The following is a 22667-nucleotide window of genomic DNA, read 5'->3' as shown; positions in this document are numbered from 1 at the left end:
CCCACGAACCACGCTTCATCCGTCGGTCGCGACATGCTCACATCGTCACGGAGAACGATATTGGCAGCTCCCCGGTTGGGTATCTGGCTACGTGGGAGGTTATGAGGCAAGCTGATTCGGAGCTAACGCCTCCTGGGTTGCATCAGCGTGGCAGCACGTGAGGAAGCTGGCTGCGCGAGCTGATGTCGAGCTTGGTGAACACCTTGCCCAGGTGGTACTGGACGGTTTTGGCACTGACGAACAGTCGCGCGCCGATATCGGGATTGGTCAGGCCTTCGGCGGCCAACCGGGCGATCTGTTCTTCTTGGGGGGTCAGCTGCGAACCGGTGACGGTGCGCTTGCGCGTGGTCTCCCCGGCGGCCCGTAACTCATGCCGGGCTCGCTCGGCGAACGCTTGCATACCCATCGTTTCGAACATGTCGAGTGCGATGCGCAACTGGTCCCTCGCCTCAATCCGGCGGGACTGGCGGCCCAGCCATTCACCATAGACAAGGTGGGCACGGGCAAGGTGTGTACGCACCTTCGTCCGGCCAAGCCGCTCGATCGCCTCGCAATACATACTCTCGGCCTCGGCGCCTTCCATGAGCAGCGCGCGCGAACGGGCCTCAACGCCCAGCGCCCAATCGGTGCCACAGACACTGGTCGTCTCCATCAGCCGGTGCAGGGCATCACCCGCGATGTCCGTGGCACCGCTACGTATCGCGGCTTCGACGAGTTCGGCGGCGGCCCAGTGCGATACCTCGCCAAATCCGGTCTGTTCGGCGGCACGTTGCGCAATGGTGACTGCGTCACCGTAGCGGCCCAGCCCGTTATACAACATCGCATTCATCGTCTCGACCCGCGTTAGCCCGCCGCCTTCTCCCCGAGTCGTCGCCCCCTTCGTTGTGGCCTCGGTCAGCTGGGCTACCGCCGTTTGGTCACCGCGAAATGCAGCGAGCATGTGGGCAACGTAAGCAACGTATTGGTAGAGGCGGCTGCCGATGGCCTCGGTCACCATCTGCAGCTCGCCTGCGACCGTCTTCAGTTCCTCGTTCAGCGATTCTGCGGCGGTCAGCTCGCCGGCAAACACGTGCATGTACGCGCGCGCGCCGAGGGCCAGAGGCAGCTCGGCCAGCGCGCCGGCGGCGCGCGCCACCTCGAGGTAGCGCGCCGTGAGCACCTCCCAGCTTTCGTCATCCCAGAGACGCCGTGCGGCGACGCTCATCTGGAACAGACAGCGAAGCTGTTCATCTGACGACGCGACGCGGGCGGTGCTCATTGCCCGGCGAAAGATCGGCAGCGCCGCCGCATAGCCGTCGATGGCATACGCAGCGAGTCCATCGAGGAGAAGGTCGGGTAGCCGCAAAGTCGACGGACGCGTCGACGCCTGGGCGGCGCACGCTATGTCGAGGATGCCGCTGACGGCGAGTCGGCCGGCGATAACTCCCGCCGTGAGCGCCTCCAGATAGGTCGCACGGGCCAGCGTGGCATCGATGGTCTCCAGCCGTTGAGCCGCCTTGAGCAGTAGCGCCGGAGCATCGCCCGCTCGGCCGGTGACGTAGGCGATCTGGGCGCGGATCAGGTCGGCGCGGGCCTGCTGGTGATCGTCGAGCGGGCCGCCCTCGGCCACGGCCAGTAGCTCCAGCGCAGCGTCGAACGCGCCCGCTTGTACCGTGGCCGACGCGGCCGCCAGCGCCCGCTCGGCCCGCAAGCCCGAATCAAGCGTCAGCACCGTTGCCCGCTCAAGAAACGCGGCGGCCGCAGCGAAACCGCCGCGCGCCCGCGCGCGGGCCGCCGAGCGCTCAAGCTCAGCGGCGACCTCCTCATCAGGTCCCTCGGTCGCCTGAGCCCGGTGCCACGCACGCCTATCGGCGTCGCGGTCCGGATCAGTCGCCTCAGCCAGCGCACCATGCGCCAACTGTCTTTCCCGAAGAGACGCAGACCGATACACCGCCGAACGCGCCAGCGGATGGCGAAACCGCACCCGAACACCGAAGTCGGCCAGCCCCGCTGCGGCTGCCGGTGCCGCGTCGTCGGTGCCTATGCCCAACGTTGCGGCCGCCCGCCACAACAAGACCGGATCACCCAGCGGCTCGGCCGCCGCCAGCAGCAGCAGCCGGCGGGTCTGCGTGGGTAGGGCCTGGACCCCACGGCGGAAGCTTTCCTCGACCGCCGCCGACAGTGGCGCAGACCCAGGTAGTCCGAACCCGCCGGCCAATTCATGCACACTAAGACGACGCGGTAACTCCAGCAACGCCAGCGGATTTCCGCCAGTCTCGACCACGAACTGGTCGCGCACCTGCTCGTCGACCGGCGTGGTCAGCACGGTATCCAACAGTGCCCGCGCATCGGCCTCCCGCAATCCCGCGATGTGCATTCCCGGCAGGGTGGCCAGGTCAGGGAGCGGGACACGGCTCGCCACGACCAACGCCACCGATTCGGCGACCAGCCGCCGACCGACAAACGCCAGGGCTTGTGCCGAGGCGCGGTCCAGCCACTGCACGTCATCGACCAGACACAGCAGGGGCTGCTCGTCGGCGACATTGGTCAACAGGCTCAACACGGCCAGCCCGATCAGAAACCGATCCGGTGCAGGCCCCGCGCTCAGCCCGAACGCCGTCCCCAGAGCATCCCGCTGGGGCGGCGGGAGTTGCTCGAGGTGATCCAGCATCGGCGCGCACAACTGATGCAGCGCGGCGTAGGCGAGCTCCATCTCCGATTCGACCCCGGCAGCACGAACCAATCGACAGCCCGATGCTTGGCCAGCCAGGTACTCCAGCAACGCTGACTTCCCTATGCCCGGGTCGCCGTGGAGCACCAGCACCCGACTGTGACCCGAACCCACATCCCGCAGCACCGCATCGAGCAGTCTGCGTTCAGCGCCGCGGTCGATCAGAACCATGATCCACACATCGTCGCACCTTCACCCGACACCTCATTCCTCGAGATTCATTCGGCAACGTGCTGGATCGGCTGACAATGCGAGCCCGAGCCGTTCTGCTCGCCGACGTTCGCGACGGTTCGACACGTCACCGAGGTCGCGGCCGCCGACGGTGGAGCTGCTCGTCGTGTGGCCCTGCCCGGATCGCACACAATGTGAGAGGTTGGGCGACGAAACCGTCCGGTCTCCGGGCGATCGACCGAGGTTGATCAGCGATGCGTGGCGATCATCGAGCCGAGCAAGTCGACGGCGTGGGCCGACGGGGATCCCGGCTCGGGGGTGTAGGTCACGAGGGTCTGGTTCGGTGTCGCAAGGGTTCTCCACGCGATGAAGTCGAGGTCGATGTCTCCGACCTCGGGATGACGCAGTTGCGTCATCCCGGTCGACTTCTCGTAAACGTGGTGCTCGTTCCAGTACTGCCGGAAGGTGGAACTGTGCACGGATAACTCGCCCACGAGCGCCGTCAGTTCAGGATCGTCAGGGTTGCGGCCTGCTGCCATCCGGAGCATGCCGACGGTGTCGCGTGCGGACGCCTCCCAATTGCGATGCCTCTCCGCCAGATCGACGTCGCGGAACAGCAGCCATGCCGTGTTCTGCTCCCGGATGGGTCGACCGCCGAAGTCGGTGAACACGGCACAGGCGAGGTCGTTCCATCCGATGACCTGTGTGGTGGCCGTCATCACAAGTGCGGGCACCGTCAAAGTGTCGACGAGCGTCCGGGTCGAGGTGCTGAGGCGATCCCTCGTCACGCGTGGTCGCCGGTGAGGCGGATGGGCCAGGTGGCGGAGATGCTCGCGCTGGGGTTCGTCGAGCAGCAGTGTCGCCGCAATCGCCTCGAGGACCGACTCCGACGGCCGGCCACCGCGACCCTGCTCAAGCCGAACGTAGTAATCGGTGGATAACCCGACCAGTGCGGCGACTTCCTCGCGCCGTAGCCCAGGTACCCGACGTCGTGCACCGGTGTCCGGTATTCCGGCGGCGCTAGGAGACACGGCTGCCCTGCGTGCTTGCAGGAACGCGCCGAACTCGGGGTTGCTCACGACTCCATCATCGCGCACCAGGTTCGGGGTGACCATGGGTCTTTCGGTACCCCGGTTCAACATTCCCGGGACGCGCTCGGGTCTGGATGGGCGGGGTGGGCGCGCTGACAATGGCGTCGTGACGAATGACGACCGGATACTCGACGAACCACCCTCGTTTCGCACCGAAGGCGCGGCGACGCATAGTGCCGCCCACGAGGAAACAAGGATCCCTCGGATACCCACCCACGCCGAGACACAGTCGAATCCGGAGATCCTACGGGCCTTCAATGCTGCGGTCGTCGAGGAGTTTCGGTCCAATCACGGAAAGGTCGGTGGTCCGTTCGCGGACTCCGATGTTGTCCTCTTGACGATGACGGGCGCCAAATCTGGCCAGCCACGTCAGACCCCATTGGAATACTTCACTGTTGGCGACCGGATTCTCATTGCAGGCACCAGAGGCGGGGCGCCCCGCAATCCGGCGTGGGTGCACAATCTTCGCGTCAATCCTGCCGCACACGTCGAGATCGGAGCAGAGTCCTATGACGTCGAGGCACAGGAGATTACAGGCGACGAGCGTGACGATCTGTACACGAAGGTAGTGCAACTTTGTCCCCGCATAGAGACGTATCCAAAGCCCGACCGGGTCATCCCGCTATTTGAGCTACGAAAAATCTAGGCAGCCGCACGTATTTCGGGGTGTCGGCTAGGACCGCGCGCTCCCCTTCCACCGACCGATGCGGTACTCCTCAACGAGAGAAATATGGCGGGTAACGCTTTTCGCCGGCCGCTCAGAATCGGTACGGCGGACTCGGACAGTTGCGGTTTCTGCTGCCACAGAGGCGGTTTCACACCGGTCGCGGTCCCAGGCGGTTCACGTTCTGATGCGGAGGCCGTCCATAAGGACATTCAACAGGCGGCTCGCCCGGGCATTGTGCTCGGGCGGCTTTGCCACAGTGAAGATTCCGATGAGTCCGGCCGCGATGTCCTCAGCGCTGACATCGTCGCGGAGCTCACCTGTTATGCGACCGGCGTCGAGGATGTTGTCGATGGCCGCGAGCAACTCGGTGCGGGTCTGGGCGTGAGCGATCTCGCCGGATTCGACCATCGCAACCAGAGTGTCGAGCATGCCATTCTTGGTCGCGATCCAGTGGCCGAACAGGTCCATCCAGCGTCGTAGCGCTGCCGGCGGGGGACGCTCAGCGAGCAGGTCACGCGCGCCCATAGAGAGCCGCGCGACCTGATCGCGGTAAACCGCGTCGACCAAGGATTCGCGGTTCGGAAAGTGCCGGTACAGGGTGGCGATGCCGACCCCCGCTTCGCGCGCGATTGCCCGCATCGACGGCTCGCTGTCGGCGGACGCGAACACCCGCGTCGCCACCTCGAGGAGTTGCTCACGGTTGCGAGTCGCGTCTGCCCGCGGCCGACGATCCTCCGAGTCATCCAAAACGGATCACGCTCCGCTTGTGTTACGGTTGGTCACGAAACGGAGCATAGTCCATTTCCAGTTCATGGTTCCGCCGGAGGAAAGAGCAGGTTGAGCATGCAGGAACAGCGCGTCGATACGTCGCCGACCACCAGCCGAGCAGTCCAGCTCGAGTCGTTCGGAGGTCCCGAGGTCCTGGCCCTCCACCAGGTACCGGCACCGCAGGCCGGCGAGGGGCACATCCGCGTGCGGGTCCGGAGCGCTGGGCTGAACCCGATGGACTGGTTCATGACCTCCGATGTGGACACCGCCGCCCGGTTCGGGTTGAGCCTGCCGTGCGGGTTCGGCACCGACTACGCCGGCGTTGTCGACCAGGTCGGCCGCGGTGTGACCGGCTTCGCGGTCGGCGACCGGGTGTTCGGCGGTGCCCTCTCCCGCGCGGTCGCGGACTACGTGCTCGTTGACGTCGCAGGAACGGTCGCGGCCGGCGGCGACGCCCACCACACCCCTGACGGCGTCGACGACCGCACCGCCGCCACCCTCGCGATCGCAGGGGCCACGGCTATCGCCGCGCTCACCGTCGTCAATCCCGGTCCGGACGACACCCTGCTCATCGGCGGCGCGGGCGGCGGAGTCGGTGTGTTCGCCGTCCAGCTGGCCCGTATCGCGGGCGCGCGGGTGATCGGGACGGGATCGACATCGTCGGCCGACGCACTCCGCTCGCTCGGAGCCGAGCCCGTCGCATACGGCGACGGCCTGGTCGAGAGGGTTCGCGCGATGGCCCCCGCCGGAGTCAGCGCCGCCATCGACCTGCACGGGGTCGAAACGGTACAGGCGGCACGAGAACTTGGCGTACCCGACGAGCGGATCACCACCATCGCCGCACAGATCGACGGCATCACCCCGGCCAATGGCGCCCATGCCGCTCCCGGTGCCGTCGAGGAGATCGCCCGGTTAGTCGCGTCGGGCCTGCTTCGAGTGCCCATTGCCGCGAGCTTCCCGATGGAGCAGATCCGCGCCGCGGTCGAGCGTCAGGCCGGCCGGCACGTGCACGGCAAAGTCGTCATCGACATCTAGTCATCGCCAGAAACATCGAACCCGATCTCAGTACGGAGAGCCGCCGATCCGGCCTCCGACTCGACAAGAAGGTGCATCATGATCGACGTTCTCATCGCCGGGGCCGGTCCGAACGGCCTCATGCTTGCATGCGAACTCGCCCTTGCGGGAGTCAGGCCTGTGGTGCTCGACCCAACGTTGGGACCGAACCTGCAGCCGAGGGCGGCCGGCGTGACCGGCCAAGGACCCCGTCTGCTTGACCACCGAGGGTTCTATGAAGAGCTCTCCGGAACCACTGCGCGTCCCCGTCCGATCGCGGAGTTCTCGTTCGGTGCGATGCCGGTGAATTTCAGGGAGGCAGCAGACTCGCGGATGTACATGCTCGCCGCACCGCAGGCCGAGCTGGCCCAAGCGTTGGCGCGGGAAGCGGGCGAGCGCGGGATCGACGTACGGTGGGGGCACCGCCTCACCGGCTTCGTCCAGCACGACGGCTCGATCACCGTTGAGACAGAGGGACCCGACGGCCCGTACGAGCTGACAACCCGTTATCTGGTCGGCGCGGACGGCGGCCACAGTCTGACGCGCAAGCTCGCCGGAATCGACTTCCCCGGCATGTCCAGCCAGGATGTGATCACCCGGCTGGCGTTCGGGGTACTGCCACCCGGGGACCGGGCAGATGACGTAGGCGGCCCGCTGCCGTTCCGGCGCGGCCCAGGCGGATTGTTCTTCTGGGGACAACCGTCGGGCAAACCGCCCATGGTCGGCACTTTAGAACTCGACCCCACAGCACGAGACGAACGCGCACCCGACGACGAAGTCGTGCCGATGACGCTGACAGAGCTACAGGAAAGTCTCGAACGCGTCACCGGTGCGCCATTTCCCGTGCGGCTCAACGGGTCGGAAGCAGACGTGGAGTTCCGCCGCTTCATCGGCATCAACTCGCGCACCGCGTCCCATTACCGTGCAGGCAACGTTTTCCTCGTCGGCGACGCCGCGCACGTGCACTTCACCATGGGCGGGCCTGGACTCAACCTGGGTTTACAGGACGCGGTCAACTTGGGTTGGAAGCTCGCCAAAGTCGTGTGCGGCCAGGCGGATCCGGCCATTCTCGACACCTATGAGGAAGAACGTAGGCCGATGGCGCTGCGCGTGCTCGCCAGCAGCCGGGCACAGCTCGCGCTTATTCGGCCGGGGCCCGAGATGACCGCGTTGCGGGAGATCTTCGGCGAGTTGCTCGCCGACTCGCACACCGCCAGTCGCATCAGCGATCTCCTCTCGGGAGCCGACGTCCGCTATCCCGTGCCGGAAGGGGCCCACGCGCTCGCGGGTTGGTGGGCACCCGACCTGACGATCGAGACCCGAGCCGGGCGCAAACGGCTCGCCGAGCTAGCCCGCGACGGCAAGCCAATCCTGCTCGACTTCACCGGCAATGACGTATCCGGCTTCCACAGCGAACTTGCTAAAGACGTGGCAATCGTCGTCGGCAGCCCAACGGAACCGCTCGCCGCCGACCGGATGCTCATCCGGCCTGACGGTTTCGTCGCATGGGCGGGCACGACCGAGCAACCCGACCACAACGGCCTCGAACGCGCTCTGCGGCACTGGTTCGGCATCGACTTCACAGGGCCTTTCCGGCGCACCGCCTGACCTTGCCAGTCCCGAACCCCTCCCCTAGCAAGAAATCCCAAGTGGTCGGAGAAGATGATGAGCATAGAACGACAAATCGAAGAGATCCTCGCCCGCTACGTGCGCGCCAGCGACAACCGCGACGGCGCCGCACAGGCCGCACTGTTCGCCCCGGGAGCCGTAATCCAGATGTGGAGCAGGTCAGTGGACGGAAGATATGTCGAAGCCGCGCCGGAGTTCCACACCGAGGACATCGAACATGCTGTGGCGACCATGATCAAGCCCCATCCGCCGGGCGGGTTCAGCCACCACGTCACCGCCGATCACATTGTGACGGTCGACGAGGAGAAGGCGCACATCAGCGCGCAATTCATCGTCTACGAAGTACGAACCGCCCCCGAGCCACCGGTCCGTCCGGTCGAGTCCGGATATTTCGAAATGGACCTTGAACTTCGCGACGACGCTTGGAAGATCGCCCGAAGCGACGTCAAGATCGACTTACCACTGTCCTGAACAATTCTCTCGGCCTCGGGCGGGATCCAGTAGGGCAGGTGACCGGCATCTGGACGTCGTGCTCAACACAGTCGGCGGTGAAGCCGGCCCCGGTCGGTCATTGCTCGAACCGCGCCAGCAAACGAACAATCGCCGCCAGCCCCACTCACGGTTCGACTGCGAAGCATGGGCAAGAAAACGGCTGAATCGAGTACGCAGCGTTACCGGCAAACACCACACATTCTGCATGAGATGCGTCATCGTCCCGACCACCGCTCTCCCGCCATTTCGGTTGCCGTGCAGGTCTTTCCGCGTCCAAATGTGCAGAGTTATCAGTAGAGCGCATGGTGACGGCCCCAGGATACATATCTGGGCGCCGGTGGCGACCTGACGGCCTGCCCCCGGCACGGAATGTAGCGGAATCAAATATGGCGGATTACCAGTAAATACGCTGTATTACCGCCTTGTCGGACAATCTATTTAAGTTTGCCAGCATCCCGCCCAATGTCGCGGATAAGGCCGAACCCTGCAAAGGGGCTTCCGGTGACCCGTTTGCGGTGATCGACCTATCCAGGACATCAACCAGCGCTTCGCCCTCTCTCCGCCCTGGGCCACGCTGAAGTCAAGGTGCCACCCTGTTGTTCTCACCTATTGGAGCATTTTCTTGCGCGGCGCGGCGGGCGCGGTTCTCCCGGAGTGCTTCCTGTGCGGACTCCAGAGTGATGTTGCGTGGATCGATCCCCTCCCGCTCAAAGCCTCTCACCGCAATTGGTAAGTACAAAAACTTCAGCGGGAGGAGTCGCTCGACAACCGTGTAAAACCGCCGATACATATGCATAAAGCGGCGAGATATGTCCTCGTCCTCAGAGGTCCAGTCTAAATTGAACAGCTCCTTCACATGCGGCGAAAAGCTATTGACAACGAGTTGCCGACGCCCCACCAACCAAGGCCACACAAATTTCTTCATGACCGGAGGCCACCACCGCGGCGCCAGGCGGGGCTCCATAAACTGTTCCAGCATGACCTGAGTTACCTGCGAGTTCACCAAACGATTACGCTCGATGTTCTCCAGATACCGCTCGAAATCGTCATATGCACTCGGCTGAGGGCTATCGTCCACGCCCCACATGCTGTACCACTCTTTGGATTCCTCAAATATCTGCTCCTTCATCGCGCGCGGCATGGACCCGCAGAAATAGAGCTGCTCGATTACTACTATCAGCAGATGATAAAAGAAGGTGACGTGCGCAAAATAGAAGGTGTCCGCATTCAAAGCATGATACGTGCCATTCTGAAGGGTGCCTTTTACAGGCTTGTGCATATTCCGAGTTTTCAGCCCGTATTTCTTTGCATCTTCTGGAGCATCGTACACCGTTCCATATATGTACTCATGAGATCTCCGAGTCCGCATTCTATAAATTTTAGCTCGCGCACCGAAGGAACTATCACCGGTGAAAAGTACAGAACTCGCGGTCGCTTGACCCATCTGCGGCCACGCCCCTGCAATGGGACCCATGACTGGACTGCCGAAAAATGCAACGTCAAGACGCCCCCAATATTTCCATATCAGGGAATTACGGGGAATCGGATGCTGAAATAGGTCTTTCCGTGACAAACTGTTATCGCCGGTAAGTTCCGTCACCCTGAATTCTTTCGGAATCACCTGCTCTGGATCAAATGTTGTCTGCATGATTTTCTTCAGTGCCTTGATCCCCCGGGCCGCCATGTCAAGCTCCTTGCGTTGCCGATACCATTCTTTGCATACGGCCGTTCACACTCCCAGCCTCGGGTAGCTGATCGACTGTCCTAAACATAGCCACCCGCGCTGTCGATTGGGTCAAATTTCATATGAGAACTGATGATTCTCTCGGTGCCCAACGTCTCGCCGCCTCCCCAAGACGGCGAATTGAAATCAGGGATCCGGGTGTGTGACCACATGCAGGGTCTAGCCGGGTTATCTCAGAGAAGTCACCAGGTTTGCGGGTATACGAGGGCAAACCACGAAGCGGACGGACTGAAGGGCGTTATCCACCGGCGGCATGAAGCTCGGTCGCCAATGTCTCCTGGCCGGCCCACGACGCCAACAGGGCCAGCTTGTCAGCGCCCTGCGCTCCCGCAGGTGCGGTGTACACATTCAACTGCAGGCCGGGTTCGGTGGGCAGATCCATGGACTCGAAGTTCAACTCGAGCAGCCCCACCACCGGATGGTTCACACGCTTGCTCCCGTATCCTTTCAGCCGCACGTCCTGAGATGCCCACTGCTGTCGGAATAGCTCACTGCATGTTGATAACTCGCGCACCAAGGCGATGAGCTCCTCATCGTGGGGATTGCGACCCACTTCCATACGCAACATCGCAGCCGCGTTTCGCGCCGCCTGGTCGTAGTCGACAAAGAACGCCTCGGCCTCGCTGGGATGCAAGTACACGAACCGCGCAGTGTTGGCGGGCCGTCGCGGGTCGGCCAGCACCGGTGAATACAGCGCACGACCAAGTTGATTCATGGCGAGCACGTCGTAGCGCCCATTGCGGACCAGCGCCGGCGCGCCGGTAATGGCGTCGAGCATCTCTTGCAGCGCCGGACGCACCGTCACGGGAGGTTTGCGGTGCCGTCGACCGCCGGTCGCCCCGGACTGGCGTGCGAGATGGAACAAATGATCGCGCTCCGCGTCGTTGAGCTGCAAGGCCGTGGCGAGCGCGTCGAGCACGCGCTCCGAGGTGCCAGCCAGGCTGCCGCGCTCGATGCGTACGTAATACTCGACCGAGACCCCGGCGAGGAGCGCTACCTCCTCCCGACGCAGGCCCTTGACCCGACGATGACCACCGTAAGCGGGCAGGCCGGCCTTCTCAGGCGCGAGGCGGGCGCGACGCGACCTCAAAAACTCTCGAATCTCGTTGCGCAGATCAAGCGTGGCGTGCATCCACTCACCGTAGGCCCGCACCGCAAGCGAAGGGAGGTACCGGCAGTACCTTGGAGGCTCGGCGAGGCCTGACGTCGCGTCGATGTTGGCCAAAGGCTCACGCAGTCGTGGCGATCCCTCCGTCGACGGGCACGATGGTGCCCGTCAGGTAAGCGCCGGCCCGGCCGGCGAGGAACACGGCGACACCCGCCATGTCGTCGTCGCGGCCGATCCGGCCCAGCGGGGCCGATGCGGCGATCACCTCGCCGAGCTCGTCGAGGGTGGCCGCCATCATCGTCGACGGGAACGGTCCCGGCGCCACCGCGTTCACCGTGATGTGTTGCGGGCCCAGCTCTTTGGCGAGCACTCGGGTGAGTTGATGCAGTGCAGCCTTGCTGCTGGAGTACGAGTAGTTGGGCCGCGCGGGGATGTGGATGGCGGCGATGCTGCCGATATTGATGATCCGCGCGGGGTCGTCGGCGGTCCCAGCGTTACGAAGTGCCGGCAGCAGCGCCTGCACCAGCCAAAACGGCGACTTCAGGTTCAGGTCGATGACCGTGTCCCAGGCCGCGTCCGGGAATGTCTCCAACGGCTCGTCCCACATCGCACCGGCATTGTTGACCAGGATGTCGAGACTCCCAGAATCGGCCATGACGAGCTGAGCGAGGCGCTCGCACTCCTCGTGCTGAGACAGATCGGCGGGAACCGCCCGGACGTCACCGAATTCGGACAGCTGTTCCTGCGCCTGAGCGCACGCTTCTGCGTTGCGTGAGCTGATGATCACGCGGACGCCCGCCTGCAGAAGTCCGCGCGCGATCATCATTCCGATGCCCCTGGTACCCCCGGTGACGAGGCCGCGCTTACCACTCAGGTCGAAAAGTTCTGCATGCGTCGAGAATTGGCTTTCTACCACGTGTCGGCTCTCTCGTTGGTCGGACAAGACCGTTCTCATAGCAAGCTAGGCGGTATTCCAGACACCAAGGAGATCCCCGTACTACGGGTACTGCCAGGGTCCCCCTCGCCCGGTAGAGCGCACAATACTTAGCCCTTGCGCTAACTATCGCGTCGGATGCATACTTAGCTTCGTGGCACAGTATTTGGCCGAACTCGACGGGGTCTTCCTGGCACTTTCAGACCCCACCCGACGGGCTGTGCTACACCAGCTCGGGCATGGAGCAGCGAGCGTTGGCGACCTGGCCCGCGACACCGGGATGACTCTTCCATCGTTCATGAAGCACGTGCGGATGCTCGAGTCGAATGGATTGATCAGCACCGAGAAGGTCGGCCGCGTACGGACATGCCAGCTGAACCGGGAACGGCTCGCTGTCATCGAAGACTGGCTGCTACAGCAGCGACGCGTCTGGGAGGAACGCACCGATCGGCTTGAGCAATTCGTCGCCAATCCCAAGGAGTAGAACCCGAAATGAACCCTGATCTCGATCTCCGTGTCGAACGGATCATTCGCGCACCGCGCAAGGTCGTGTGGGAAGCGTGGACCAATCCGGACAGCCTGGCGCAGTGGTGGCTCCCGGCGCCGATGTCATGCCGTGTCGAGCGTTTGGAGGTCCGTCCCGGCGGTGCGTTCGTCACGCAGATGAGCGACGATGGTCATTCATTTGTCCCCCACCTTGACGCATGTTTCTTGCTGGTCGACGAGTTCGAGCGCATGGTGTTCAGCAACGCCGTCGACAGCCAGTGGCGTCCGGCGAACCCAGATCCCGTCGCGATGACGGCAGAGGTGAGTCTCCACGACCACGCGGACGGCACTGACTACCGCATCGTCGCACGCCACGGTGACCCGACCGCCCGGGACCGCCACGCCGAGTTGGGATTCGCCGAGGGGTGGGGCACCGTCGCGGACCAGCTCGCCCGATTCGCAGAAAGTACGCGGTGACGCATTTCGCGACCTTTCATGAGACGGTCATCGCACACGAGGACACGCGTCCGATGCTATGGAGGAACGATGCCGGAAATGAGCCCCGTCGCCGACTTCGACTTCATCATCGTAGGGGCAGGCAGTGCAGGCTGCCTGCTCGCCAATCGACTCAGCGCCAACCCTGATCACCGTGTGCTCTTGATTGAGGCCGGCGGCAAAGACGACTGGTTCTGGATCAAGGTGCCGGTGGGCTATCTGTACACGATCGCCAATCCCCGCACCGACTGGTGCTACACAACCGAGGCTGATCCTGGTCTGGCCGGCCGCAGCATTCACTACGCGCGGGGCCGCGTGATCGGCGGCTGCTCGTCGATCAACGCCATGATCCATATGCGCGGACAGGCCAGTGATTACGAACTGTGGGCACAGGCCACCGATGACGAGCGGTGGCTTTGGGACGGTGCCGGCCAGACCTTGTCGATCTACAAGGAGCTGGAGAACTACTTCGGGGGCGCCGACGACTGGCACGGCTCCGGGGGTGAGATCGCCGTCGAGCGGCCGCGGGTGCGCTGGAAGATCTTGGACGCCTGGCAGGCCGCCGCTGCCCAGGTCGGTATCTCCCCGATCGACGAGTTCAACCGCGGAAACAACGCCGGCAGTGCGTACTTTCATGTCAACCAACGGCGTGGCCGTCGCTGGTCCATGGCCGATGCTTTCCTGCATCCCGTCGCCCGTCGACCAAATCTGACCATCTACACCAACACCCAGGCCCTACAGCTGCTCATGGACGACCAGGTCCACGAGGATCAGCGTCGCGGTGCGTGGATCACTGCGCAGCGCCGCGCCACCGGTGTGCGGTTGCTCAAAGACAGCCAGATCATCGATGTCCAGGCCCGCCGGGAGGTGATCCTGAGCGCCGGAGCGATTGGGTCGCCACAGCTCATGCAGGCTTCGGGTCTTGGCCCGGCCGGGCTTCTGACCGAGCATCAGGTGCCGGTGGCCGTCGATCTGCCGGGAGTGGGTGAAAACCTCCAGGACCACCTGCAGCTGCGAACGGTCTACCGGATACGGGGCGCTCAGACCGTCAATACGCTGTACCGGAATTGGATCACGCGGGCAGGCATGGGGCTTCAGTACCTGTCGCTGCGCTCAGGACCCATGACCATGCCGCCCTCCACGCTGGGAGCCTTCGCCAAAAGCAATCCCGCACTGGCCAGTCCCGATTTGGAGTGGCATGTGCAGCCCTTGTCTTTGCCCAAGTTCGGCGAACCGCTGCATCCTTTCGGAGCGATCACTCCCTCAGTCTGCAATCTGCGTCCCAGCTCGCGCGGTCACGTACGCATATCCGACGCAGATCCGCTGACCTATCCGAAGATCTCCTGCAACTACCTGTCCACTGACGCAGATCGTGAAATTGCCGTGCGCGGCCTTCGGATGACCCGGCAGATCATGGCAGCGCAGCCCCTGGCCCGCTACTGCCCAGAGGAACTGCTTCCCGGCCCGCAACTGGTGAGCGACGAAGACCTGCAGCAGGCCGCCCGTGAACTCGGTACCACGATCTTTCATCCCGTGGGCACCTGCGCGATGGGAGCCTTTGACACGCGGGGTCTGCCGCGGTCGGCCGCTAGCGTGCTCGACACCGATTGTCGCGTGTACCGGGTCGCCGGCCTTCGAGTGGTTGATGCCTCGGCGATGCCCTCTATCACGTCCGGGAATACCAACGCGCCGGTCATGCTGATCGCAGAACGCGCAGCGCGAGCGATCCTGGGATAAGCGGCCGGGGAATAAACTCCGCGGCCGGTGAACTTGGCTCAAGAGTCGCACTCTCCCGACTCAGGAGCATTCATGACTCGTCCCATCCGCGTCGCCGTGCAGATCCAGCCCGGCGGCACCCCTGATTACCGCACATGGCGCGAGGCGGTCCTGGCCGCCGACGACCTCGGCGTCGACGTCATCTTCGGCTACGACCACTTCCACCGCCCGGCGATGAAGGGCATCGTCGACGGCAAACCCGTCATGTTCGACGAGCAGCCCGACGTCGCCAACTTCGAGGGTTGGACCGCGCTCGCGTCGTGGGGCGAGATCACCTCACACGCCGAGATCGGGCTTCTCGTCACCGGTGTCGGCTATCGCAACGCGGACCTGCTTGCTGACATGGCGCGCACCGTCGACCACATCAGCGGCGGCCGGCTCATCCTCGGCCTCGGCGCGGGGTGGTATGAAAAGGACTACACCACCTACGGTTACGACTTCGGCACTTTCGGTTCCCGCTTCGATTTGTTCGACGAGAGCTTGATCCGCATCGAGAACCGGCTCGCTGCACTGATTCCGCCGCCCGTGCGCAAGCTACCGATCCTCATCGGCGGCACGGGGCCCAAGCGCTCGCTGCCTGCCGTGGCCCAGCACGCCGACATCTGGCACGCGTTCCAGAGTCTCGATGCCTTCCGCAAGTCCAGCGATCTGGTCGACGAGCTGGCGGCGAAGTTCGACCGCAACGGCGCCGATATCGAACGCTCCACGCTGTGGGAGAACGCCGAGAGCGCCGATGCCTTCCGCGAGGCAGGAGTGACGTTGTTCCAGACCGAACTCACCGCCGACAACGGTTACGACCTTACGTCTCTCAAAGAGGTGCTCACCTGGCGGGACAACGGGTGAGGCCGCGCCGGCCGCGGCCGGCACCGCACTAGAACCGATGCGCCTCAAACGCTTCCCAGATAATCGTTGACGACGTCGTCGATCGCCGCCGTTCCCGCGGCGACGGTGCGCGCATCGGCGAAAGACGCGCTGAAGCTGTTGCGGGCGAGACCTGCGATCTGGTCCGGCCCAAGGTCCAGCGCCGAACCGATCGCTCGATAGTTGTCGTTGATGTATCCGCCGAAGTAGGGCGGATCGTCGGAGTTGACTGTGACGAGCACACCCGCACGGTAAAGCCCGAGGAGTGGGTGCTCGCGCAGGTCGGGTGTCACGCGCAGGCGCTGGTTCGACAGCGGACACATGGTCAACGGAATGCGCTCGTCCGCCAGCTGTTTCACGAGGTTCGCATCTGTCGCAGCGGCAACCCCGTGGTCGATCCGATCGGGTTTACAGAGTTCCAGCGCTTCGCGTACGTTCTCGGCAGACCCCTCTTCGCCGGCATGAATCGTCGTGCGCAGACCGAGCTCGCGACAGCGCGCGAAATACTGCTCGAACTTCGACGGTGGATTGCCGCGCTCGGCCCCGCCGAGCCCGAACCCGAGTATTCGACGATGCCAGCTCTCGGTCATATCGACGAGTTCCATTGCGGCGCTCTCAGTCCGATGACGCTGCGCGGTCAGGATCACCGCCGCGTCGATATCAAGGTCGGTGCGTGCGTGTTCGATCGCGTCGAAAACACCGCCAAGCTGTTCATCGATTTCAACCCCGGTGTCCAGGAAGGTTTGGGGCCCGAAGAACATCTCGGTACGTGTGACCCCATCCGCGCTCGCACGACTCAGGTAGGCATAGGTCAGGTCGTGAAAGTCGCGGCGCCGGCGAAGTACACCTGCGCCAAGGAACAACAGCTTCAGAAAATGCTCCAGACCGTCGAAATCGTATTCCCGCTGCAGTTCTTCCAACGAGGACCACGGCAGATCGACTCCGTTGCGCCCTGCCAGGGCCAACATCATCGACGGCTCCAGGGTGCCTTCGAGATGAACGTGCAACTCGACCTTCGGAAGTTGCGCAACGAGGTCAGAACGTCTGCCTTCGTCCTCTCGATCTGTTTTCACGGTGATCATCTTAGGGACGACGGCTATTTGCCTGAGGCCCCGGACATGTGCGTGGATCGCATCCGCCTTTGCTCATACGCAGGATCAAGGCGACCGCGTCCCGCGAGCGGACCGCTGGGGTGAGAACCTCTTGCAAGAGCAGGCCACGAATCGCGGCAATGGCGACGGTGGCCATCGTCCGCGCTTCCTTGGTGTCGTGTCCTTCGCTTTCCGCCAGCGAGGCCAGCAACGTGGTCAGGTCGTCGAGCGAGTCGATGAACTCATGAAAGTCCCCTGGGCTGTACGCGGCTAGTCCTACGACGTGAAAGAAGCCGCGGGCGCGCGTCAGCTGCTTCGGGCGGGTGTAGGCCCGCCAGATCCCCACGACGAGGTCGTCAAAGGTGCCCCGCTGGGCGGTCTTGAAAAGCGCCTCGTTGTCGCGAGCTCGCTGCACCGTGAGCATCGCCGCCAAGACGCCCGAGAGTGACCCGAAGTGGTACCGCAGCAGGGCATGGCTGGTCTCGGCCCGGGCGGCGACCTCACGCAGCGAAACCTCCGGCGAGGGAAGGGTCTCCCCGTAGGCGTCGAGAAGCCGAGCCAGGAGACGCTCGCGTGCGTCGCTTCTGCGTTCCACGCTTGACAAGATCACCCTCGCAGCTTATCCATTGGATAATAATTATCCAATGGATAAGACCTACCGACGGTGCCGCGCTGCGAGGCCGGCCGAATTGTGAAGGACCTCCGATGAGCGCCATGTGGCAGGGCTGCCTCCCCGACACCGACTATTTCGAGATGCGTTCCAGTGGTGGGCATGACTACGGCGTCTGGGTTACCACGCCACCGGGTTACGACGAGGCCACGACGCCAGCGCCTGCCGTGTATGTGCTCGACGGGAACTGGGCCGTGGGCCTGACGGCTCCTCTCATCGTCACCCAGATGGACCCGATGCAACGGATCCAGCCCTACATCCAGGTCAGCGTCGGCTACGCGGGCAAGGAGGCACAGGACTGGGATCGGCTGCGCAACAGAGACTTCGTGCCACCCGGCGAGCCCGTCGCCAAGGAGCTCGTCGATGCCGTGGAGATGGGGCTGCAGTCGGGCATGAGGACACGCGAGGAAGCCGACGCCTACCTCGCCGAATTACGCGACACCCACGCCGATGCATTCCTGAGCTTCCTCACCGCGGAACTGCATCCGCGGATCGAACGCGACTACGGCACAGCCGCGAGCGGTCACGGCCTCTTCGGCTACTCCTACGGAGGACTTTTCAGCCTCTACACCTGGCTCACCGGCGCCACAGTCTTCGAGAGCATCGGGGCGGGCAGCCCTGGCGTCGTCGCTGAAGACAGTCAGATCTTCGCCCAGCTGCACGAGATGGGTGACAGCCAGCGTGCCGCGAAGCTTCACCTGACGTTCAACGACCGAGAACTGCTCGGAGACCTGGCCGTCTACCAAAGCCTCGCGAAGAACACGGCCGCAGTCCTTCACCGCCTCACCTCACGCCGCGCAACGGTCACCAGCGAGATCCTGCACGAAACGCACGTCACCGGACTGCAGGCCTCGTTCCTCAGCTACCTCAGGACCTGCCGTCCCGCGAGCCTCACGATCACGTGAGTTCTTCCGATGCGCCGCGCGTGTGCTGTGCGACGAGCCCGGCGAGCAGTTGCAGCCCGTCAAAAGGTCCTTCCACAACGTGACGAATGCCTGGACCCCGGCGACCGGGTCAGCTTGGGCGACGAACCCAAACATGGCGATATGTCAAGCAACAGGAGACGCCACGTCGCAATGAGTTTTGCCCCCCGGTGCAGTCGGATCTGCACGGGCAGGCTCATCTGGCCAAGTCCCGGATCTCGACCTCACGACGGGTGTGTCGCTATCCTCGCGGATATTGGCATTGCCGCCACTGGCGTGGGTGGATGGTACGCACGACACTGAGACCGAACCGACCGTCCCGGCGCGTGGCGCGCCCAGAACCACGATGAGGAATGCCGCTATGACTGATCCGATGAAGGCCGTTGTGCTCACCCGTTTCGGAGGAGCCGACGCCTTCGAGCTTCGCGACGTCCCCGTCCCGCACGTCGGCCCCCGCCAGGTACGGGTGCGCGTCCATGCGACCGCGGTCAACCCACTCGATTATCAGATCCGTCGCGGAGACTACGCCGATCAGGTGCCGCTACCGGCGATCATCGGGCACGACATCTCCGGCGTAATCGAGAAAGTCGGATCCCACGTGGGCGAGTTCCGCGCCGGCGATCCCGTGTATTACACGCCCCAAATCTTCGGTGGCCCCGGCTCCTACGCCGAGCAGCACGTCGCCGACGTCGACCTCGTCGGCCGCAAACCGGATAACGTCAGTCACCTGGAGGCGGCCAGCCTGACTCTCGTCGGCGGCACGGTCTGGGAAGCACTGGTGACGCGGGCTCAGCTCGCCGTCGGAGAGACAATCCTGATCCATGGCGGCGCGGGCGGTGTCGGAACCATCGCGATCCAGATCGCCAAGGCGATCGGCGCGCGAGTGATCACCACAGCAAAGACCGCCGACCATGAGCTCGTGCGGTCTCTCGGAGCCGACGCAGCGATCGACTTCACCTCGACGGACTACGTCGATGCCGTGGTCGCGGTTACGCAAGGCAAGGGCGTCGATGTCGTCTTCGACACGATCGGTGGCGACGCGCTCACCCGAAGCCCGTTGACTCTGGCTGACTTTGGACGCGTCGTCAGCATCGTAGACATCGGGCAGCCGCAGAACCTCATCGAGGCGTGGGGTAAGAACGCCGCCTATCACTTCGTCTTCACCCGGCAGAACCGAGGAAAGCTGGACGCGCTCACGACTCTCGTCGAGCGCGGTCTGGTGAAGCCGGTCATCGGCGCGACTCTTCCGCTCGCTCGCATGGGCGAAGCGCACGAACTCCTGGAGAACAGGCGGTTGTATGCGCTGAGCGGCAAGGTCGCGATCGACGTGGCGGGCGACACCGTCGCGCTCCCCCGTCGCGTCGCGTAGTTCGTCAGCTCCGCCCGGCGAAGGTGGCGCGGTACTCCGAGGGAGACACGTCCAGGAGCCGGCGGAAATGCAGGCGGAGGTTCGATCCGGTTCCCAGGCCGACCTGTTCGGCGATGCGGTCGACCGACAGCCTCGTGTTCTCCAGGAGTTCGCGGGCGGTGTCGACCCGCGCCCGCAGGATCCACTGCAGCGGGGTGGTGCCGGTCTCTTCGGCGAAGCGGCGCAGGAATGTGCGGGGCGACATCCGCGCGTGTTCGGCGAGTCCGGCGATCGTGAGCTGCTGGTCGAGCTGCGTCATTGCCCATTCGCGCGTCGCGGCAAGGGTTTCGCCATGTGCTGCCGAGCTGGTCTTCGGCAGGTACTGGGCCTGACCGCCGGTCCGGTAGGGAGCAGTGACGAGCCCTCGCGCGATCTGGTTCGCCGCGCTTACGCCGAGGTCGCAGCGAACGATGTGCAGGCACAGGTCGAGACCGGCGGCGGCCCCCGCCGAGGTGAGGACGGATCCCTCGTCGATGAACAACACGTTCGGCTCGACCGTGATCTGCGGATGCCGCTGCGCGAGTTGCTCCGCCGCATCCCAGTGCGTCGTCGCCCGCAGCCCATCGAGCAGGCCGGCATCGGCGAGGGCGAACGCGCCGTAGCAGATTGACGCGATGCGTGCCCCGCGGGACGCGGCGCTCCGGAGCGCTTCGCGCACCTCCACCGGTATCGGCCGACCCGCCGGGGCGTACCCCGGGACGACGATCGTGTCCGCGCCGGCCAGTGCGTCCAGGCCCCGCGGGACCGCGTAGCCGAAACGTCCGTTCGACGGCACCGTTCCGGCGGTGACCCCGCAGGCCGACACCTCGTAGGGGAAGCCCGTCTCCGGATGAAACACCTCCGCCGGGATCCCGACGTCCAGCGGGAGCGCCCCATCGAGTACGAGGACCACCACCTGATGCGGTCGCATCACCCGACTCCGATCCGGTCCACGCGTGCCGACCGCGTCAACATTCTCGCATGTGTGCGCATTATTGCCATCCGTGCGCATCGTCCTAAGAGGAGGCGACCGGCAGGTGCCGGCCACCCAAGATCAAATCGATGCCCGCAACCGAGCGTTCACCCTGGCATCAGAGAAACGAGACAAAACCTGAGATGAGTTTTGCCCTCCGGTGCAGTCTGATCTACATGGGCAGACTCATCTATGGATTCAACGTGTCGGTGGACGGGTACATCGCCGACAGGCAAGGCAGCATCGACTGGTCCGATCCGAGCGACGAACTACACCAGTACTGGAACGACTTCGAGCGGCAGACTGCCGTGGCGTTCTACGGGCGGCGACTCTACGAACTGATGTCCGCGTACTGGCCGACCGCCGACAAGGCCCCGGACGCCACCCCCCTGATCGTCGACTTCGCCCACATCTGGCGCGACATGCCCAAGGTCGTGTTCTCGCGCACGTGCAAGTCCGTCAACTGGAACTCGCGCCTGGAACGCGGCGACCCGGTCGAGGTGGTAACGAAGCTGAAAGCCGAAACCGAGGGCCACCTGGAGGTGGCCGGCGCGACGCTGGCCGCACCGATCGTGCAGGCCGGACTGGTGGACGAGTACCGGATCGTGGTCGCGCCCACCGCTATTGGCGGCGGCACCCGGTTCTTCCCGAACCTACCGTCATGGATCTCGCTGCGACTGTTGGAGAACCGCACCTTCCCGGGTGGCACGGTCCTGCTGCGCTACGAGGCTAAACACGACTGATCATTGCTGCGCATCGCGCCAGGCCAGCATGTGTTCGACAACGGAGAAGTCGTAGCCATCACTAGTGGGGTGAATTTCAGTGGTGAATGTGGTTACTCCCGCACCCCGAAACGCGTCGGCACTGGGGGCGCCATGCCAGCGCACCGAACGCTCGATGGCCGAGCCGTCGCGGCCCATTTCGGCGGCGAGGTCGTCGACGCGGGCGGTGGCATCGCTGAATTCTTCGAAAGTTTGCAAATTGGTGTGCCAGATGTCGGCGTGCCGGGCAACTGCCGGCAGGGCGCGTTTGGGGCCTGCGCCGCCGATCAGAATCGGAATCTTGCGCAGCGGGGCAGGTTGAAGCGTCGATAGCCGTGCCGTGATGCGTTCCAACCCGGCGTCGAACTGGTCGAACCGCGACTTCACCGTGCCGAAGTCATATCCGTAGCTGGTGTAGTCCTTCTCATACCAGCCGGCTCCGATTCCCAGGATCAGTCGGCCGCCGCTGATGTGGTCGACGGTGCGGGCCATGTCGGCGAGCAGATCGGGGTTGCGGTAGCCGATTCCGGTCACCAAAGTCCCTATCTCGGGGCGCTGGGTGATTTCGCCCCAGGTGGCGAGCGCGGTCCATCCCTCGAAGTTGTTCACGTCGGGTTGCACCTCGTCGAGTACCGGCAGGCCGCCGGTGACACCGCTGGCCGCAGGGGCATGGAAGTGGTCGTAACCGAAGATGATGTCGACGCCCAAGACCTCGGCGCGGATCACCGCATTGCGCCACGTCCGATAGTCCGGTGCCCCGCCGGGCCACAGTTGCACTCCAACGCGTACCGGTCGACTCATGCGCGTTTCCTTCGTTTCTGTTCTTGCCGTTGATGATTGGCGCAGTCCCGGGCGGCTGGGTGTACACCACGGTATG

General features: G+C 64.2%; 21 protein-coding genes. 11 read left to right on the top strand and 10 right to left on the bottom strand.

Annotation, left to right across the window (positions count from 1 at the left end):
• Window positions 1-142: 142 nt before the first annotated feature.
• Together M1247_RS16580 and M1247_RS16575 are read right to left on the bottom strand one after the other, a co-directional pair.
• Window positions 143-2881 carry a helix-turn-helix transcriptional regulator gene (locus M1247_RS16580; RefSeq protein ID WP_317157480.1) on the bottom strand — a complete coding sequence of 913 codons (2739 nt, stop codon included), beginning with the start codon at window positions 2879-2881 and terminating at the stop codon, window positions 143-145.
• A 248-nt stretch (window positions 2882-3129) separates the two neighbouring features.
• Window positions 3130-3996: a helix-turn-helix transcriptional regulator gene (locus M1247_RS16575; protein WP_317157429.1), complete on the bottom strand. Its 867-nt coding sequence runs from the start codon at window positions 3994-3996 to the stop codon at window positions 3130-3132.
• 82 nt (window positions 3997-4078) lie between these two features.
• Here M1247_RS16575 and M1247_RS16570 point away from each other — a divergent pair, with 82 nt between their 5' ends.
• Window positions 4079-4618: a nitroreductase/quinone reductase family protein gene (locus tag M1247_RS16570; protein ID WP_317157428.1), complete on the top strand. Its 540-nt coding sequence runs from the start codon at window positions 4079-4081 to the stop codon at window positions 4616-4618.
• 195 nt (window positions 4619-4813) lie between these two features.
• Here the strand turns inward: M1247_RS16570 and M1247_RS16565 are convergent, their stop codons facing one another.
• The gene (locus M1247_RS16565) at window positions 4814-5386 is read right to left on the bottom strand and encodes a TetR/AcrR family transcriptional regulator (protein ID WP_317157427.1); all 573 of its coding nucleotides are present in this window, start codon (window positions 5384-5386) and stop codon (window positions 4814-4816) included.
• A 96-nt stretch (window positions 5387-5482) separates the two neighbouring features.
• On the opposite strand from M1247_RS16565, the gene M1247_RS16560 reads away from it, so the two are divergent.
• The 3 genes from M1247_RS16560 to M1247_RS16550 all read left to right on the top strand — a co-directional run bounded on the left by M1247_RS16560 (window position 5483) and on the right by M1247_RS16550 (window position 8560).
• Entirely contained in the window at window positions 5483-6442 is a 960-nt protein-coding gene (locus tag M1247_RS16560) for an NADP-dependent oxidoreductase (protein WP_317157426.1), read from the top strand.
• A 78-nt stretch (window positions 6443-6520) separates the two neighbouring features.
• Window positions 6521-8068: an FAD-dependent monooxygenase gene (locus tag M1247_RS16555; RefSeq protein ID WP_317157425.1), complete on the top strand. Its 1548-nt coding sequence runs from the start codon at window positions 6521-6523 to the stop codon at window positions 8066-8068.
• Window positions 8069-8125: 57 nt separating this feature from the next.
• A complete protein-coding gene (locus M1247_RS16550; RefSeq protein ID WP_317157424.1) occupies window positions 8126-8560 on the top strand; it encodes a nuclear transport factor 2 family protein in 435 nt (144 codons plus the stop codon).
• Window positions 8561-9161: 601 nt separating this feature from the next.
• Here M1247_RS16550 and M1247_RS16545 read toward each other — a convergent pair.
• The 3 genes from M1247_RS16545 to M1247_RS16535 all read right to left on the bottom strand — a co-directional run bounded on the left by M1247_RS16545 (window position 9162) and on the right by M1247_RS16535 (window position 12388).
• Window positions 9162-10265, bottom strand: coding sequence for an oxygenase MpaB family protein (locus M1247_RS16545; RefSeq protein ID WP_317157423.1), 1104 nt, complete (start codon window positions 10263-10265; stop codon window positions 9162-9164).
• A gap of 298 nt (window positions 10266-10563) precedes the next feature.
• Entirely contained in the window at window positions 10564-11457 is an 894-nt protein-coding gene (locus tag M1247_RS16540) for a helix-turn-helix transcriptional regulator (RefSeq protein WP_317157479.1), read from the bottom strand.
• Between the two features lie 97 nt (window positions 11458-11554).
• Window positions 11555-12388: an SDR family oxidoreductase gene (locus M1247_RS16535; RefSeq protein ID WP_317157422.1), complete on the bottom strand. Its 834-nt coding sequence runs from the start codon at window positions 12386-12388 to the stop codon at window positions 11555-11557.
• A 133-nt stretch (window positions 12389-12521) separates the two neighbouring features.
• Here M1247_RS16535 and M1247_RS16530 point away from each other — a divergent pair, with 133 nt between their 5' ends.
• From M1247_RS16530 to M1247_RS16515, 4 genes are all read left to right on the top strand, one after another.
• Entirely contained in the window at window positions 12522-12851 is a 330-nt protein-coding gene (locus tag M1247_RS16530) for an ArsR/SmtB family transcription factor (protein WP_317157421.1), read from the top strand.
• 8 nt (window positions 12852-12859) lie between these two features.
• Window positions 12860-13330, top strand: a complete 471-nt coding sequence (locus M1247_RS16525) for an SRPBCC domain-containing protein (protein ID WP_317157420.1) — start codon at window positions 12860-12862, stop codon at window positions 13328-13330.
• 78 nt (window positions 13331-13408) lie between these two features.
• On the top strand, window positions 13409-15085 hold the full coding sequence (locus M1247_RS16520) for a GMC family oxidoreductase (RefSeq protein WP_317157478.1): 1677 nt from the start codon (window positions 13409-13411) through the stop codon (window positions 15083-15085).
• A 72-nt stretch (window positions 15086-15157) separates the two neighbouring features.
• Window positions 15158-15967 (top strand): LLM class F420-dependent oxidoreductase, encoded by an 810-nt coding sequence (locus M1247_RS16515; RefSeq protein ID WP_317157419.1) that lies wholly within the window; start codon window positions 15158-15160, stop codon window positions 15965-15967.
• Between the two features lie 44 nt (window positions 15968-16011).
• On the opposite strand, the gene add is transcribed toward M1247_RS16515, so the two are convergent.
• Together add and M1247_RS16505 are read right to left on the bottom strand one after the other, a co-directional pair.
• On the bottom strand, window positions 16012-17058 hold the full coding sequence (gene add, locus M1247_RS16510; protein WP_317157418.1) for an adenosine deaminase: 1047 nt from the start codon (window positions 17056-17058) through the stop codon (window positions 16012-16014).
• 10 nt (window positions 17059-17068) lie between these two features.
• Window positions 17069-17686, bottom strand: coding sequence for a TetR/AcrR family transcriptional regulator (locus M1247_RS16505; protein WP_317157417.1), 618 nt, complete (start codon window positions 17684-17686; stop codon window positions 17069-17071).
• 95 nt (window positions 17687-17781) lie between these two features.
• Between M1247_RS16505 and M1247_RS16500 the strand changes: the two genes are divergently transcribed.
• Together M1247_RS16500 and M1247_RS16495 are read left to right on the top strand one after the other, a co-directional pair.
• Window positions 17782-18651: an alpha/beta hydrolase gene (locus M1247_RS16500; RefSeq protein WP_317157416.1), complete on the top strand. Its 870-nt coding sequence runs from the start codon at window positions 17782-17784 to the stop codon at window positions 18649-18651.
• A gap of 379 nt (window positions 18652-19030) precedes the next feature.
• Window positions 19031-20038 (top strand): zinc-dependent alcohol dehydrogenase family protein, encoded by a 1008-nt coding sequence (locus tag M1247_RS16495; protein WP_317157415.1) that lies wholly within the window; start codon window positions 19031-19033, stop codon window positions 20036-20038.
• A 4-nt stretch (window positions 20039-20042) separates the two neighbouring features.
• On the opposite strand, the gene M1247_RS16490 is transcribed toward M1247_RS16495, so the two are convergent.
• On the bottom strand, window positions 20043-20987 hold the full coding sequence (locus M1247_RS16490; RefSeq protein ID WP_317157414.1) for a GlxA family transcriptional regulator: 945 nt from the start codon (window positions 20985-20987) through the stop codon (window positions 20043-20045).
• A 218-nt stretch (window positions 20988-21205) separates the two neighbouring features.
• Between M1247_RS16490 and M1247_RS16485 the strand changes: the two genes are divergently transcribed.
• The gene (locus M1247_RS16485; RefSeq protein WP_317157413.1) at window positions 21206-21772 is read left to right on the top strand and encodes a dihydrofolate reductase family protein; all 567 of its coding nucleotides are present in this window, start codon (window positions 21206-21208) and stop codon (window positions 21770-21772) included.
• Here the strand turns inward: M1247_RS16485 and M1247_RS16480 are convergent, their stop codons facing one another.
• On the bottom strand, window positions 21773-22591 hold the full coding sequence (locus tag M1247_RS16480; protein WP_317157412.1) for an LLM class F420-dependent oxidoreductase: 819 nt from the start codon (window positions 22589-22591) through the stop codon (window positions 21773-21775). It abuts the gene before it with no gap.
• Between the last annotated feature and the right edge of the window lie 76 nt (window positions 22592-22667).

Source organism: Mycobacterium appelbergii (assembly GCF_032883035.1).
GTDB lineage: Bacteria > Actinomycetota > Actinomycetes > Mycobacteriales > Mycobacteriaceae > Mycobacterium > Mycobacterium appelbergii.
Note: the sequence above shows the minus strand (reverse complement) of the source record. Positions and strands in the feature narration are given on the sequence as shown.

Coding starts and splice junctions, on each gene's coding strand:
- M1247_RS16495 (WP_317157415.1), top strand. CDS start 19,031: ATGACTGATCCGATGAAGGCCGTTGTGCTCACCCGTTTCGGAGGAGCC.
- M1247_RS16560 (WP_317157426.1), top strand. CDS start 5,483: ATGCAGGAACAGCGCGTCGATACGTCGCCGACCACCAGCCGAGCAGTC.
- M1247_RS16520 (WP_317157478.1), top strand. CDS start 13,409: ATGAGCCCCGTCGCCGACTTCGACTTCATCATCGTAGGGGCAGGCAGT.
- M1247_RS16490 (WP_317157414.1), bottom strand. CDS start 20,987: ATGCGACCGCATCAGGTGGTGGTCCTCGTACTCGATGGGGCGCTCCCG.
- M1247_RS16575 (WP_317157429.1), bottom strand. CDS start 3,996: ATGGTCACCCCGAACCTGGTGCGCGATGATGGAGTCGTGAGCAACCCC.
- M1247_RS16550 (WP_317157424.1), top strand. CDS start 8,126: ATGAGCATAGAACGACAAATCGAAGAGATCCTCGCCCGCTACGTGCGC.
- M1247_RS16580 (WP_317157480.1), bottom strand. CDS start 2,881: ATGGTTCTGATCGACCGCGGCGCTGAACGCAGACTGCTCGATGCGGTG.
- M1247_RS16500 (WP_317157416.1), top strand. CDS start 17,782: ATGAGCGCCATGTGGCAGGGCTGCCTCCCCGACACCGACTATTTCGAG.
- M1247_RS16480 (WP_317157412.1), bottom strand. CDS start 22,591: ATGAGTCGACCGGTACGCGTTGGAGTGCAACTGTGGCCCGGCGGGGCA.
- M1247_RS16535 (WP_317157422.1), bottom strand. CDS start 12,388: ATGAGAACGGTCTTGTCCGACCAACGAGAGAGCCGACACGTGGTAGAA.
- M1247_RS16515 (WP_317157419.1), top strand. CDS start 15,158: ATGACTCGTCCCATCCGCGTCGCCGTGCAGATCCAGCCCGGCGGCACC.
- M1247_RS16525 (WP_317157420.1), top strand. CDS start 12,860: ATGAACCCTGATCTCGATCTCCGTGTCGAACGGATCATTCGCGCACCG.
- M1247_RS16545 (WP_317157423.1), bottom strand. CDS start 10,265: ATGGCGGCCCGGGGGATCAAGGCACTGAAGAAAATCATGCAGACAACA.
- M1247_RS16485 (WP_317157413.1), top strand. CDS start 21,206: ATGGGCAGACTCATCTATGGATTCAACGTGTCGGTGGACGGGTACATC.
- M1247_RS16555 (WP_317157425.1), top strand. CDS start 6,521: ATGATCGACGTTCTCATCGCCGGGGCCGGTCCGAACGGCCTCATGCTT.
- M1247_RS16540 (WP_317157479.1), bottom strand. CDS start 11,457: ATGCACGCCACGCTTGATCTGCGCAACGAGATTCGAGAGTTTTTGAGG.